Below are 13,969 nucleotides of genomic sequence, written 5' to 3'. Positions count from 1 at the left end.
AGAGATAAAAATGGAAACAAAAACAATGTCGTTCCGTGACACCATTATCCTTGCTATGTCTGAGGAAATGCGTCGCGATGAAAATGTATTCTTGATGGGAGAAGACGTCGGTGTCTTCGGAGGAGACTTCGGAACTTCTGTTGGAATGCTCGAAGAATTTGGTCCAGAACGTGTCCGTGACTGTCCGATTTCTGAAGCTGCCATCTCGGGAGCAGCAGCAGGAGCAGCCATGACAGGACTTCGTCCAATTGTCGATATGACCTTCATGGACTTCTCGGTTATTGCCATGGACAATATCGTCAACCAAGCTGCTAAAACACGTTATATGTTTGGTGGGAAAGGTCAGGTTCCAATGACTGTACGTTGTGCAGCTGGTAACGGAGTTGGTTCTGCGGCCCAGCACTCGCAATCTCTAGAGTCTTGGTTTACACACATCCCTGGTCTCAAGGTTGTAGCTCCAGGTACGCCTGCTGACATGAAAGGACTGCTCAAGTCTTCTATCCGTGATAACAACCCTGTTATCATCCTTGAATACAAGTCAGAATTTAACCAAAAAGGGGAAGTTCCAGTTGATCCAGACTACACAATCCCACTTGGAGTTGGTGAAATCAAACGTGAAGGTACAGATGTAACAGTCGTTACTTATGGAAAAATGCTTCGCCGTGTGGTTCAAGCTGCTGAAGAATTAGCAGAAGAGGGAATTTCAGTTGAAATTGTGGACCCACGTACCCTCGTTCCACTTGATAAGGATATCATCATTAACTCAGTGAAGAAGACTGGTAAGGTCGTTCTGGTCAACGACGCCCACAAAACAAGTGGCTATATCGGAGAGATTTCAGCAATTATTTTAGAATCAGAAGCATTTGATTATCTAGATGCACCAATCCGCCGTTGCGCCGGAGAGGATGTGCCAATGCCTTACGCACAAAATTTAGAAAATGCAATGATTCCAACAGTTGAAAGCATCAAAGATGCAATCCGAAAAACTTATAACAAACAATAGTACATAACATAAGTGAAATTATGTAAATCTATTAAGGTTTTTAACTTTAGTAACTTGAGATATGTTTTGTATCCAAGTTGTTTGTAAAGTTGCGACAGTTTTTTGACGAATCAATACTATTCGACAAAAAACTTAGTAAGTCTGCTAGGTTGACCGCCTGATAGCGGCAACCGTAGTAACTTGAGACATGTTCCGTGTCCAAGTTACTTGTAGAGTTGAACACGGGCTAAAGTCTGTGTGAAAATAGGAAACTTTCCTAAAAACTAAAGTTTTTTCGTCAAGTTTCCTATTTTCACTTTGACTTTTTCGCCCTTTGTATCATAAATAGAATTGGAGAGGTCATGGCTGATGACAAGCTAAGAGCGACTCCTGCGGCTAGAAAGTTAGCGGATGAACTAGGTATCAACCTCTACGACGTTTCTGGCTCAGGTGCAAACGGTCGTGTCCACAAAGAAGACGTGGAAACTTATAAAGACACAAATGTGGTTCGCATTTCGCCACTTGCAAAACGAATTGCCCTTGAACATAACATTGCTTGGCAGGAAATCCAAGGAACTGGTCATCGTGGTAAGATCATGAAGAAGGACGTTCTGGCCTTCCTTCCTGAAAATATCGAAAACGACACCATCAAGTCTCCTGCTCAGATTGAAAAAGTGGAAGAAGTCCCAGACACTATCACTCCTTATGGTGAGATTGAGCGTATTCCAATGACACCAATGCGTAAGGTTATCGCCCAACGTATGGTTGAATCCTACCTAACTGCGCCAACCTTCACACTCAACTACGATGTTGATATGTCAGAAATGTTGGCTCTTCGTAAGAAGGTCCTTGATCCAATCATGGAAGCAACTGGTAAGAAAGTAACGGTTACAGACCTACTTTCTCTCGCTGTTGTTAAGACATTGATGAAACACCCTTACATCAACGCTTCATTGACTGAAGATGGCAAGACCATTATCACTCATAATTATGTCAACCTTGCTATGGCAGTTGGGATGGATAATGGATTGATGACACCTGTTGTTTACAATGCTGAAAAGATGAGTCTTTCAGAGCTGGTTGTAGCCTTCAAGGATGTCATTGGTCGTACATTGGATGGTAAATTGGCTCCAAGTGAGTTACAAAACTCAACCTTCACAATTAGTAACTTGGGAATGTTTGGTGTTCAGTCCTTTGGTCCGATTATTAACCAACCCAACTCAGCAATCCTCGGGGTGAGCTCAACAGTAGAGAAACCTGTAGTTGTCAATGGTGAGATTGTCATTCGCCCTATCATGAGCCTGGGATTAACCATTGACCACCGTGTTGTAGATGGTATGGCTGGTGCTAAGTTTATGAAAGACTTGAAAGCCTTAATTGAGAACCCAATCTCAATGTTGGTTTAAGTCAGCTATTGTTATTTTAGAGATTTAGAAGGAAGTAAGACATGGCCTTAGAAGTAATTATGCCAAAAGCCGGCGTGGATATGACAGAAGGACAAATCGTCCAATGGAATAAAAAAGTCGGTGAATTTGTAAAAGAAGGAGAAATCCTTTTGGAAATCATGACTGACAAAGTCAGCATGGAATTGGAAGCCGAAGAAGATGGATACTTGATTGCCATCCTTAAAGGAGATGGTGAAACTGTTCCAGTAACTGAAGTTATCGGTTACCTTGGTGAAGAAGGGGAAAACATCCCAACTGCTGGAGCAGCTGCACCAGAATCAAAACCTGCACCTGCAGCTAGTGCCTCAAACGACGACGGTAAGAGCGATGATGCCTTTGATATCGTTGTGATTGGTGGAGGTCCTGCTGGATATGTGGCAGCAATTAAAGCAGCCCAACTCGGTGGTAAGGTTGCCCTTGTTGAAAAATCTGAACTCGGTGGAACGTGCTTGAACCGTGGATGTATCCCAACGAAGACCTACCTTCACAACGCTGAAATCATCGAAAACATCGATCATGCAGCAAACCGTGGTATCGTCATCGAAAATCCAAACTTCACTGTAGATATGGACAAACTCCTTGAAACCAAGTCTAAGGTTGTTAATACTTTGGTTGGTGGAGTTGCAGGTCTTCTTCGTAGCTACGGAGTTACTGTTCATAAAGGAATTGGTACCATCACTAAAGACAAGAATGTCTTGGTTAATGGTTCGGAATTGCTTGAAACCAAGAAAATCATCCTTGCTGGTGGTTCAAAAGTCAGCAAGATCAACGTACCTGGTATGGAATCTCCACTTGTGATGACCAGCGATGATATTCTTGAAATGAACGAAGTTCCAGAAAGCCTCGTAATCATCGGTGGTGGAGTTGTCGGTATCGAACTCGGTCAGGCCTTTATGACATTTGGGTCAAAAGTAACTGTTATCGAAATGATGGACCGTATCGTTCCAGCTATGGATGCGGAAGTTTCTAAGAACCTTCGCTTGATCCTTGAGCGTAAAGGAATGACCATCTTAACAGGTACAAAACTGCAAGAAATCATCGAGGAAAATGGTCAACTTCGTATCAAGGTTGAAGGAAAAGATGATATCATCGCAAGCAAAGCGCTCCTTTCAATTGGTCGTGTGCCAGACCTTGAAGGTATTGGCGATGTTGAGTTTGAATTGGATCGTGGACGTATCAAGGTCAACGAATACATGGAAACTTCTGTTCCAGGTATCTACGCACCAGGTGATATCAATGGTACTAAGATGTTGGCGCACGCGGCCTTCCGCATGGGTGAAGTTGCTGCTGAAAACGCCCTTAAAGGAAACCATGCTGTTGCCAAACTGAACTTGACTCCTGCAGCCATTTACACTCTTCCTGAAGTAGCAGCAGTAGGGTTGACTGAAGAACAAGCCCGTGAGAAATACGATGTAGCCATTGGTAAGTTCAACTTTGCAGCTAACGGTCGTGCGATTGCATCTGATGCTGCCCAAGGTTTCGTAAAAGTTATCGCTGATAAGAAATACGGAGAAATCCTTGGTGTGCACATCATTGGTCCTGCAGCCGCAGAATTGATTAACGAAGCGTCAAGCATTATCGAAATGGAAATCACTGTTGAAGAAATGCTGAAGACCATCCACGGACACCCAACCTACTCTGAAGTGATGTACGAAGCATTCGCAGATGTTCTAGGAATGGCCATCCATTCACCAAAGAAAAAATAAATAAGTTTTTCAACTAAATTTTCTTAAAGTAGTACGGACGGCATGGACCTCTATTAGAGTTCCATGCCTAAAAATTGAGCCTCTTGTCTCAATTTTTCCGAGAAATGTAACAATAACACGTTACATTTCTTTTTACCACTTTAGAAAATTGGATTGCTATGAACAGAATTTAAAAATTAAATTTTTGGGAAATACTATGAAATATATTATCAATCATTCAAACGACACTGCATTTAATATCGCCTTGGAAGAATATGCCTTTAAACACTTACTAGATGAGGATCAAATCTTCCTACTTTGGATTAACAAACCTTCTATCATTGTTGGTCGTCACCAGAATACTATTGAAGAAATTAACCGTGATTATGTTCGAGAAAATGGCATTGAGGTAGTCCGCCGTATCAGTGGTGGTGGAGCTGTTTATCACGATTTAAACAACCTCAACTACACCATCATTTCAAAAGAAGATGAAAACAAGGCCTTTGACTTCAAGAGCTTCTCAACTCCAGTTATCAATACCTTGGCTCAACTAGGTGTTAAAGCTGAGTTCACAGGCCGTAATGACCTTGAGATTGATGGCAAAAAATTCTGTGGCAATGCCCAAGCCTATATCAATGGGCGTATCATGCACCACGGTTGCTTGTTATTTGACGTTGATTTATCAGTCCTTGCTAACGCCCTCAAGGTTTCAAAAGATAAATTTGAATCGAAAGGTGTGAAATCCGTCCGTGCCCGTGTAACCAATATTGTCAATGAATTACCAGAAAAAATCACAGTTGAAGAATTTCGTGATTTGCTATTGGAATACATGAAAAAAGAGTACCCAGAGATGACTGAATACGTTTTTTCTGAGCAAGAATTAGCGGAAATCAATCGTATCAAGGATACCAAGTTCGGTACTTGGGACTGGAACTACGGTAAATCACCTGAATTTAACGTCCGTCGGGGAACAAAATTCACCAGTGGTAAGGTTGAAGTTTTTGTCAACGTCATTGAATCAAAAATCCAAGATATCAAGATTTACGGTGATTTCTTTGGTATCGAGGACGTTGCAGCTGTAGAAGATGTCCTTCGTGGCGTAAAATATGAACGCGAAGATGTTCTTAAGGCACTAGAAACTATTGACATCACACGCTACTTTGCTGGTATCAGCCGTGAAGAAATCGCTGAAGCGGTAGTGGGGTAAGGAAAAAGAATCCATTTATGATGGATTCTTTTATTAGTGTTAAACTTAATAATCATGCTGATTAGATTATAATAGTGATGAAAAATGAAAAGGAGTTATTCATTATGTTAGAAATTCCAGTAGAAAGTCTTAATCTATTTGAACAGTTAGACCGCAATGTTGTTGCTTTTTATAGAAATGAAGAAATTTCTCAAACTGAAAGTTTAAATATAAGCATCACACAAGAACATTATGATAAGAAATACAAAGAGCTTCAACCTTTAGGATACCAAGCTGTTCAAATACCTCTGGGAATGGCTTTAGATAATGTAATCCAGCAAGCCCATTTTCAAAATCTTATAATTGGCGGTCTTCTGCCCGATGAAATCAAAGTAAACAAAGAAGACTTAATGCCTTTGAAAGATATTGTTGATAGTTTTTGTATTATGTATGCTGCAGCGAATAACCGACTTGAAAATAGTAAGGCTTATGAATTTATGAAAGATAAGACAGTGTTCTTTATTGGTAAACTGTTAACTGACGATCTTAAAAATGGTGACGAAATTTCGTATATGGGAATCGAAAGAGAATCAGCTGATGGAACTTCTTATGAAGCAGTAAAATGTTTTCTAACTAAAGAGAGTGCTGAGCAGTACAATGATTCAAAAAAACCAGTAAGCCCAGCAAATCTAGCCTATCTGCAAGCCTTTTGGGGTAAACCAGTAATTATAGAGCCTCACCGTAACTACTGGATTGAGTTTAAATAAATAAAAAACGAAAGATAAAGGAATTGGTCTTTCGTTTTTTAGCAATAGTTGCTTTACATAATTTATAATATGTAACAATCATAAACTATCTAAAGCATTCTTTTGTTCATCATTGACGATATGGGTATAGAGGTCAGTGACTTGTGTACTGGCATGTCCTAGCTGATGGCTGACCAAAACTTGCGATTTAGTAGCATCATAGAGCCTAGTCGCCAGGGTATGGCGTAGTTTGTGTGGAGTTACACGGACTTTGAAGTCCTCAGAGTACTTAGCAACCATCTTTTCAACACTAGAAGCATCAATACGATTGGGAACGCCTCGATATAAGGTCAAAAAGAGAGCTGTATCTGTCTTTTCCGTCTTATAGCGTTGATTTCGAATGGCTAGATAATTCTCTAGGTAAGGCTTAGCAAAAGCAGCGACATTGACAGAATCACGTTTCCCCCCTTTTCGAGTGACATCGATCACCATCATTTTGAGATTGAGGTCTCTTAGATCTAGATTAACAGCTTCAGATAAGCGGACACCAGACGCTAGGAGAAGGGCAATAATGGCCAAATCACGTTCTTTGTTCTTATTAAATGATGAGAGAGCGCGATTTGAGAGCTGTTGTGGGTACTCCTGATCGATATAAGTTAGAAAACCTTCTGTTTCATCACCTAGAAAGAGTTTTTGCTTGATGTTTTCAGCTCTAGCAGCAAGTGTTTCTTTCTTTTTCTTGGTTGAAACTTTCTTCATTACATTACGATAGAAATAGGGTTCTCCCAGGTCGTTTTCAACCTCCTCTGTTAGATACTTGTAAAGACTAGAAAGTGCTGATAAGGTCCGATTGATGGTCGTCTGAGATACACCTTGCTTGGTTGTATTAGCATTCAGCAATGGACGTTCACGTAGATATAGGATAAAAGCTTCCATATCTTTCTTAGACATATTTTCCAAGACAGATAAAGGAATATCAGACATTTTATCAGCATTTGAAATTCCAGACTCTAAAACCCAGCTGAAAAATCGATCGTATTCCTTGAGATATTCGTACAAGGTTGTAAAACTGTAGGGCACAGCAAGCTTGGATTGGTAGTATTCCAGAACATACCAGGGCATGATTTGTTTTAGTTTGTCGATTCGTTCCAGTAAAATCTCACGTTTCATGTATTTTCTCCATAATTAAGTCTACTAGTAGTATAGCATAGACTCATATATTTTTCAAGAAAATTATAGTTTTTCGGAAAGATATTGTAAGTGTTTGATGGATTCTAGAAAAAACAAAGACCTGGTTCCACAATCATAAGAAACAGGTCTTTTGTGTGTATGTAATCCGGCAATATGTTTATATTTTAATTTCTCTAAAATATTGCAATTGCCATTTTTGTGTTGCTCGAGCTGTTGTATTTAAATTTGAGCACCAAGGAGGATAAAATCGCATAGACATTTTTCCATTGCTATCTTTTGTCGACAGAATGTTTTTACGAATAGCCACCTCGTTTGGAATAACGAATAGTCCCCTCTTATCATTATCAATGATAACGATTATAAGTTCATTTCCTAAGTCCTCATTGGTATAAGGAATGTTCTTGTTGTTTTGGTCTTTTTTCCAAAAAACTGTAAAATATCCTTCTTTTTTTGGTGTTCTTTTTGCCAAGCGGCATCTTTTATACCCTTGCTCTTCCTTTATCTTGATAAGAATACCTTCGTATTTTTCATTGTATTTTTCTTCAATGAAATCAAAATCACCATAAAAATTATATAAAACATCAAGTATTTTCATTATGATGTATGTCCTCCTTAGCAAATAACTTTTCCAAAGAATAATACTGTTTCCAACAAAATCAGCTACCGACTATGCACATCTTTTTTATGTACTACCATATAGCAGGATACCAAGATGATGAAGATTCTAATCAGGTAGGTTTCGTATCGATCAGTGTCTATGGTTAGCTGAGACAAGACGTTAATGATAGAATGTGTCATAACGCAAATCCAGAGATTTTTTGTTTTGATATAAAGAGCTGAGAGTATGAAAGAATTCGTCAGCAATCCAAATAAAAACGGTAGAGTTTGCAGAGTTGCTAGGGAGCCATCTATGTAAAAGAACAACAGATGCCAAATCGCCCAGCTGAAAAAGGTTAGAATTGCTGAGTAAAAATATGGCAACTTTTCTTGTAAAATTGGTTGAAAGACATATCGCCATCCAATCTCTTCTATACCGCCAAAGACAATAAATTTGAAGAACATCAAAAATGGGAGATACCAGCTAAATTCTACTATTTTCCCACCAAACATTAGAAAAGAAAAATCAAGGACAATAAGGAAAAAAGATAATAAATAGTGTTTATAACTGGTATGAATGTTAAAAAAATCTTTTACAATCTTTTTAAAATGAATATGAAAATAGTGATTTGCAACAATTGTTCCCCAAAGAGCTGAAGAAATGCCACCTAGAAAGATTCCTAAAATAGATAATAGATTGGAATGAATAGAAAAATGATTCAAGAGAAAGAAAAGGAGACAAACTGATACTAACTGGCTAAATGTGCCTAGCAAATATACCGCAATTGCCTTATTTCTTTTCATTGAGAATCCTTTCAATAATATTTTACGTAAAATAAATTATGTAAACAGAACTTATAACAACAAATCTTTGACTTTTCCAATTTCACTTTTTGGAATCACTAGGTGAATCATATCACCCAGATACATTCTAGTTGAGCCGTTAACGGTTTGACTTTTGCCATTATGGACTTGGGTGGTGATGAGTACGTTATGTGGCAAGTTTAGTTCGTGAACTTGTTTTCCAGCGATCTTATCTGATACAGGGATTTCAATAAGAGTGACTTCTCCTTCGTCTGTTGCTTCTTCTGGTAGCATTTTTTCTAGCATTGCCTCATAGACTGGTGCTCCCTTGAGCAGATCCATGACGATGTAGGCGACCAAGGTTACTAAGCCCAGTGGCATGAGGTTGCGAATGTCCCCTACCATCTCAGTAACAAGTATCATAGCGGTTAAGGGAGCTTTAGATATTGCTCCAAAGTAGCCACTCATTCCCAGAATGACAAATATAGGGAATTGCTCCTGACTGACAAGCCCAAGATTGACACAAATGACACCAACTAGGGCACCAAGTAAGGAACCAAGCGCCAAAATGGGTAGGAAAATTCCTCCTGGGAGACCACTTCCATAACTAATCATGCTCCAAACAAAGCGGATCAAAAAGTATGCTAATAGAACCTGAAAACTAAAATCTTGCTCAGTTAGGGAAAGAACAAGCTGATTTCCACCACCAAGAATTTGTGGCAAGAAAATTCCGACTGGTATGATAAGAACAAAGGCCAAGATTGGATAATAAGCTTTATCCAAATGGATTTTTTGACCAATCCAGTCATAAATTCGACCAACATTGAGTACAGCTTTCTCATAGAGAAAACCAGAAAGCCCGAGAAAAACTCCCATAAGGAGGTATATCCAATACTGGTCTAGGGTCATGAGAGGAATGTTGTCTGGCATATCCAGAACAGGTGTTAGCCCAAATATGAGTAATGAGACAAAGTTTGCTACGAGACTAGCTGCTAGAGTCGAGACCCAAAAAAAGCGGGAAAAATGGTGATAGACTTCTTCTACAACAAAGAGGAGACCTGCGATTGGTGCATTAAAGGCAGCTGCTAAACCTGCAGCAGCTCCACTGGCAATCAGGGAACGTTCCTCTACTGGACTGGATCTGAGCCACTTGGCAATACCTTTACCACCAACAGCTCCAAGTTGAATACTTGGCCCTTCTCGACCTAGCATAAGGCCACTGGCAATAGCAAGAATACCTAATACATATTTCTTCCAGAGGACACTCCACCAGTTGAGGCTCATCAGTCCCTTTAGTTCGGCTTCGACTTGAGGAATTCCTGAACCCTTGATATCTTTTTCCGACCTAGTTAGTTTCGCACTAAGCCAGCAAACGAATACATAAAATAGGCCAATGATAAAAAGATTGCGCACTAGGTGCGCTGGTTCTTGATAGAGTCCTTGTATCAGATGAAAACCCTTTTCGATTAAGAAACGAAAGGATCCGACGATTAGCCCGACGACGAGACCAACAATGATTCCTCGTCCAACTTGGGATAATATGGTGCTTGAGGCAAAGGCAAATTCTTTCTTGGAACGGAGTGTTTCTGACTGTTCCTCCATAATCATTTCCTCTTACTTGTCTTTCTTGGTTGAAACCAGTGTTTTGACTGGTTCAAAACTGGTTCGGTGAATAGGGGTGACACCTAGTTTTTCTAGTCCTTTTAGGTGTTTAGCTGTTCCATAACCTGCATTAGCTGTAAAATCATAGCCGGGATATTGCTGATCATATTCCTTCATCAATTCATCCCGTGTCACCTTGGCCACTATAGATGCAGCTGCGATGGAGAGGGAGTTGGCATCTCCTTTGATGATTGCTGTTTGGGAAATCAGCAAATCCAGTTTCATGGCATCTATCAAGAGGTGATCAGGTTGCGGATTGAGCTGGGAGATTGCTTCTTTCATGGCTAGTTTGGTTGCTTCATAGATATTGACTTGGTCAATGACTTGATTATCCATGATTCCAATGCCGATTGCTAAGGCTTGGTCTTGAACAGCATGATAAATTTCCAGATGTTTCTTTTTGGGGATCTTTTTGCTATCGTTGAGGCCTTTAATCTTACAATTTTGGGGCAAGATAACGGCTGCAGCGACTACAGGTCCAGCCAGAGGACCACGTCCAACCTCATCAACACCTGCTATAAAGGTAAATCCTTGCTTGTAAAGCTCTTTTTCATAGGAAAGCATAGTTTCCAGGCGAAGGTCTTCATCCAGTTCAGCCTGAATGGCTTTTTTACGTTTGTTGATTTCTTTTTGAACTCCAGAACGACTATCCTTTTCCAGTTCAAGAAAAAGGGGATTGTCTAAGTCTTTGACAGTAGCAAGAAGTTCTTTAATTTCTTTAATCGTCGTCATCGATGTCGTCCAATGTATCTAAGGTGTAGTTACCGAGTTTCCCATCACGAACTTCCTTGACGAAGAGGCTGTAAAAGCGGTCGTAATCATCTCGGAAACCAAGGGCACGGGTCATATCCATGATGATAACAGGTGCTTCTTCTTCTATCTTCATTTGTTTGAAGCGTTCAGCTAGCTTTTCTGGATAATGTTTTTTGAAATAATTGAGACCAAAAATGGTCACTTCATCCATAGGAAGCAACTGGTCTTTAATGGCTCCAGTCAAGGCTAGTTTCAAAGCAACGGTTTCGTCTTCAAATTTAGGCCAGAGAATCCCTGGTGTGTCTAAAATTTCAAGGTCTTTGTTGGTTTTGAGCCACTGTTGCCCCTTGGTAACACCTGGTTTATTGCCGACAACCGCAATCTTTTTCCCAGCCAAACGGTTCATAAGAGTTGACTTACCGGCGTTTGGAATTCCGATAATCATGGTCCGCAAGGTTTCAATCTTGATACCGCGTTCTTTCTGGCGTGCAATCTTATCAGCCATGAGCTTTTTAGCAGCATCAGTAACAACTTTTACAGTTACTTGCTCTTTGGAGTTGATAGCCAGAGTTTGGATTCCCTGTGATTCAAAGTACTGACGCCATTCTTTGGTCATTGCGGGGTCAGCAAGATCTGCCTTATTCAAAATCAAAAGCTTTGGTTTATCCCCCACAATCTTAGTTAACATAGGATTTTGACTAGATAAAGGTAGCCGAGCATCCACCAAAATCGTCACAAAATCAACAAACTTAAGATTCTCCTGAACTTGCCGCCGAGCCTTAGACATGTGGCCCGGAAACCATTGAATAGTAGCCATAATATTTTCCCCTTCCGACTAAAAAAAACGTAGTAAAAACGTTTTCTTTCTTACTACCTATTCTATCATAAATGAGGAACTTTTGCATAGGCTTTGACCATAATAAATGACAAATAATATAGGTCCGACACATCCTTGATGCCAGTCACGATTTACTTGACTTTTTTTGCTAACAGGTATATACTTAGTGTATACTAATTCGTGGAGGTAGTGCAATGAATACAGTAAAGACTCGGAAGGTAGGGAATTCTCTCACTGTGACTATTCCTAAAAATTTGGGGATGACAGAAGGTCAAGAAATGGTTGTCTACAAAGGGATTGACGGAGTCATTGTCTTAGCTCCAAAACTGAAAGATCCTTTTGATGGGATTACTGATTTGAGAATGACAAATGATTTTGAAGGGGTAAGGTCACTTGATAGCGAAATCTGACTATATTCCTGAAAAGCAGGATATCATTTGGCTGGACTTTGATCCATCAGTCGGTCGGGAGATTCAGAAAAGGCGACCTGCCTTGGTAGTTTCTAGGAGAGAATATGCCTTGCAAACTGGTTTTGTAGCTGTCTGTCCTATCACTCATGGCCAACAACGTTTGGCTGAAAAAGGCTTGCTCGTTCCTGTCTCGTCGGACAAGGTAGATGGCGCTGTCAATCCATTTCAACTGTATACCTTTGATTTTCGGATGCGTAATGCTCAAAAAATAACAAGAATGGACACACAATGTTTTCAGAAAGTCGTCCAACTTTACCAGTACATCTTTGGAGATACTTAAATCCTATCATGCATAGACAAGGTAGGATTTTTTCTATATGAGTAACCTATCTAAAAACGGATGAAGACAATTGAGGAGAATCCCTCTAGTCCAACTTTCTTGTGCAGATGATAGATGTTCTGCCTGAAGGCATTCTTTTAGAAAATCGCGGACTTGTTCTGGAGCAATCTCAAACTCAAAGGCCTTCATCTTGTAGAAAAAGTCGATGAGATGCTCAGATAAGTAACCATCTGAAAAGGGTACTTCTCCACTTTTTCGATACTCTAGTAAGAGTTGAGAAAATCTGGCTTTATCATCAGGCAAATCACGAAAATAGGAATTAAGAAGCCAAGTCTGCTTCTGCTTTCGTTCAATAGGATCTTGATTTGCAATTCGCTGATTCTTTTCCAGCTCTTTCTGGTTTTGTTTAGCCTTGATAGCCCGTTCGTCTCTATTCTTACCAAAGAGGATTTTTTCCCATTTTCGTTCTTCTTGGGTCAAGGTTTCTGTAAAGCCAAAGTAATCTTGATAGGCTCGTTCTGCGGGACCCATGGCAAGAATGAGGTTGTCAGCGTATTGCTTGGCGATTTTATCTCTTTTCTTGCGTTCTTTCTCTGCTTGAATCCGTAGATGCTGCTCGTAGTCGATTTTCTCCTTGCCTAGTTTGACAAGGTAGAGTTGGTCATCGGTCTTACCAAGTAAAAAAGGTTTGATACACTTTTCCAGCACTTCTTCCATACGAGCCTTCTTCTTTGGATCTGCCTTGGTCCAACTTCCCCCTTGAAAGACCTCTAGGAAGAGCTGATAGTCTCTCTCAGGCGCGAATTGATTGCCACGATTGGCTTTGAAAACACCTTTTTCCCAAAACCATTTTAGAAGTCGTTCGTCAAAATCGCTTTTAGTGACCTTGATTTTTTCCTTTTTCTGGGCCTTTCTAGTCAGATTTTCAACTTTTCTGAGTAGTTTTTCTTCCTCTTCCAATTGCTGGTCAAGGGTCAATCGATGAAAATGACGAACACAGTCGCTTCCTATAGGGAAGAGACGTTGGCCTGTGACTCCATTAAAGAGTTCGTAGGCGTATTTTATGGCATTCCCGCAGACGCAATTACTACGGCCAATGCCATTAAAAATCAAGGAAACTTCATTCCATTCCTTGGTAGCTTGATCCCAAGTATCGGCTTTTGAAGCCTGTAAAACCGCATCGTGCAAGGATTTTCTAACTGGAAGTGTCATGAGGTCTCCTTTCTAATACTCAATGAAAATCAAAGAGCAAACTAGGAAGCTAGCCGTAGGCTGTACTTGAGTACGGCAAGGTGAAGCTGACGTGGTTTGAATTTGATTTTCGAAGAGT

Annotated in this window: 14 protein-coding genes; 7 read left to right on the top strand and 7 right to left on the bottom strand. The window is 40.1% G+C overall.

The annotated features are described in order from the left end of the window. Positions 1–10: 10 nt before the first annotated feature. The 5 genes from PCY17_RS00280 (at position 11) to PCY17_RS00260 (ending at position 6,065) form a co-directional block, all read left to right on the top strand. A complete protein-coding gene (locus PCY17_RS00280) occupies positions 11–1,003 on the top strand; it encodes an alpha-ketoacid dehydrogenase subunit beta (protein ID WP_049478793.1) in 993 nt (330 codons plus the stop codon). A 341-nt stretch (positions 1,004–1,344) separates the two neighbouring features. Beyond that, positions 1,345–2,388: a dihydrolipoamide acetyltransferase gene (locus PCY17_RS00275; protein ID WP_049478241.1), complete on the top strand. Its 1,044-nt coding sequence runs from the start codon at positions 1,345–1,347 to the stop codon at positions 2,386–2,388. Positions 2,389–2,429: 41 nt separating this feature from the next. Next, positions 2,430–4,133, top strand: a complete 1,704-nt coding sequence (gene lpdA, locus PCY17_RS00270) for a dihydrolipoyl dehydrogenase (RefSeq protein WP_301390617.1) — start codon at positions 2,430–2,432, stop codon at positions 4,131–4,133. Between the two features lie 196 nt (positions 4,134–4,329). Further along, entirely contained in the window at positions 4,330–5,319 is a 990-nt protein-coding gene (locus PCY17_RS00265) for a lipoate--protein ligase (RefSeq protein WP_049478794.1), read from the top strand. 104 nt (positions 5,320–5,423) lie between these two features. Further along, positions 5,424–6,065, top strand: a complete 642-nt coding sequence (locus tag PCY17_RS00260; protein ID WP_049478795.1) for a hypothetical protein — start codon at positions 5,424–5,426, stop codon at positions 6,063–6,065. Positions 6,066–6,143: 78 nt separating this feature from the next. Here the strand turns inward: PCY17_RS00260 and xerS are convergent, their stop codons facing one another. The 6 genes from xerS to ylqF form a co-directional block, all read right to left on the bottom strand. Continuing rightward, positions 6,144–7,214 (bottom strand): tyrosine recombinase XerS, encoded by a 1,071-nt coding sequence (xerS, locus tag PCY17_RS00255; RefSeq protein ID WP_000817856.1) that lies wholly within the window; start codon positions 7,212–7,214, stop codon positions 6,144–6,146. Between the two features lie 178 nt (positions 7,215–7,392). Continuing rightward, positions 7,393–7,830, bottom strand: a complete 438-nt coding sequence (locus PCY17_RS00250; RefSeq protein WP_084921865.1) for a MepB family protein — start codon at positions 7,828–7,830, stop codon at positions 7,393–7,395. A 65-nt stretch (positions 7,831–7,895) separates the two neighbouring features. Next, complete coding sequence (locus tag PCY17_RS00245) at positions 7,896–8,636, bottom strand: CPBP family intramembrane glutamic endopeptidase (RefSeq protein ID WP_084945195.1); 741 nt, start codon at positions 8,634–8,636, stop codon at positions 7,896–7,898. 51 nt (positions 8,637–8,687) lie between these two features. Beyond that, on the bottom strand, positions 8,688–10,238 hold the full coding sequence (locus PCY17_RS00240) for a ClC family H(+)/Cl(-) exchange transporter (RefSeq protein WP_301390616.1): 1,551 nt from the start codon (positions 10,236–10,238) through the stop codon (positions 8,688–8,690). Positions 10,239–10,250: 12 nt separating this feature from the next. Beyond that, positions 10,251–11,030, bottom strand: a complete 780-nt coding sequence (locus PCY17_RS00235; protein ID WP_301390615.1) for a ribonuclease HII — start codon at positions 11,028–11,030, stop codon at positions 10,251–10,253. Then, on the bottom strand, positions 11,017–11,868 hold the full coding sequence (ylqF, locus tag PCY17_RS00230) for a ribosome biogenesis GTPase YlqF (protein WP_000201310.1): 852 nt from the start codon (positions 11,866–11,868) through the stop codon (positions 11,017–11,019). The genes PCY17_RS00235 and ylqF overlap by 14 nt, the downstream gene beginning before the upstream one ends. Before the next feature lie 215 nt (positions 11,869–12,083). On the opposite strand from ylqF, the gene PCY17_RS00225 reads away from it, so the two are divergent. Both PCY17_RS00225 and PCY17_RS00220 read left to right on the top strand, forming a co-directional pair. After that, on the top strand, positions 12,084–12,299 hold the full coding sequence (locus PCY17_RS00225) for an AbrB family transcriptional regulator (RefSeq protein WP_001098942.1): 216 nt from the start codon (positions 12,084–12,086) through the stop codon (positions 12,297–12,299). Then, entirely contained in the window at positions 12,283–12,639 is a 357-nt protein-coding gene (locus PCY17_RS00220; RefSeq protein ID WP_000560798.1) for a type II toxin-antitoxin system PemK/MazF family toxin, read from the top strand. Before PCY17_RS00225 ends, PCY17_RS00220 begins: the two co-directional genes overlap by 17 nt. Before the next feature lie 33 nt (positions 12,640–12,672). On the opposite strand, the gene PCY17_RS00215 is transcribed toward PCY17_RS00220, so the two are convergent. Then, a complete protein-coding gene (locus PCY17_RS00215; protein WP_301390614.1) occupies positions 12,673–13,851 on the bottom strand; it encodes a hypothetical protein in 1,179 nt (392 codons plus the stop codon). Between the last annotated feature and the right edge of the window lie 118 nt (positions 13,852–13,969).

This window comes from Streptococcus sp. SO2 (assembly GCF_030440025.1).
The sequence above is the reverse complement of the archived record's forward strand: the minus strand, read 5'-3'. Positions and strand labels throughout refer to the sequence as shown.

Excerpts from the sequence above, each read along its gene's own strand:
- PCY17_RS00225 (WP_001098942.1), top strand. The coding sequence starts at position 12,084 with ATGAATACAGTAAAGACTCGGAAGGTAGGGAATTCTCTCACTGTGACT.
- PCY17_RS00240 (WP_301390616.1), bottom strand. The coding sequence starts at position 10,238 with ATGGAGGAACAGTCAGAAACACTCCGTTCCAAGAAAGAATTTGCCTTT.
- xerS (WP_000817856.1), bottom strand. The coding sequence starts at position 7,214 with ATGAAACGTGAGATTTTACTGGAACGAATCGACAAACTAAAACAAATC.
- PCY17_RS00235 (WP_301390615.1), bottom strand. The coding sequence starts at position 11,030 with ATGACGACGATTAAAGAAATTAAAGAACTTCTTGCTACTGTCAAAGAC.
- PCY17_RS00260 (WP_049478795.1), top strand. The coding sequence starts at position 5,424 with ATGTTAGAAATTCCAGTAGAAAGTCTTAATCTATTTGAACAGTTAGAC.
- PCY17_RS00245 (WP_084945195.1), bottom strand. The coding sequence starts at position 8,636 with ATGAAAAGAAATAAGGCAATTGCGGTATATTTGCTAGGCACATTTAGC.
- PCY17_RS00275 (WP_049478241.1), top strand. The coding sequence starts at position 1,345 with ATGGCTGATGACAAGCTAAGAGCGACTCCTGCGGCTAGAAAGTTAGCG.
- PCY17_RS00265 (WP_049478794.1), top strand. The coding sequence starts at position 4,330 with ATGAAATATATTATCAATCATTCAAACGACACTGCATTTAATATCGCC.
- PCY17_RS00280 (WP_049478793.1), top strand. The coding sequence starts at position 11 with ATGGAAACAAAAACAATGTCGTTCCGTGACACCATTATCCTTGCTATG.
- PCY17_RS00215 (WP_301390614.1), bottom strand. The coding sequence starts at position 13,851 with ATGACACTTCCAGTTAGAAAATCCTTGCACGATGCGGTTTTACAGGCT.
- lpdA (WP_301390617.1), top strand. The coding sequence starts at position 2,430 with ATGGCCTTAGAAGTAATTATGCCAAAAGCCGGCGTGGATATGACAGAA.
- ylqF (WP_000201310.1), bottom strand. The coding sequence starts at position 11,868 with ATGGCTACTATTCAATGGTTTCCGGGCCACATGTCTAAGGCTCGGCGG.
- PCY17_RS00250 (WP_084921865.1), bottom strand. The coding sequence starts at position 7,830 with ATGAAAATACTTGATGTTTTATATAATTTTTATGGTGATTTTGATTTC.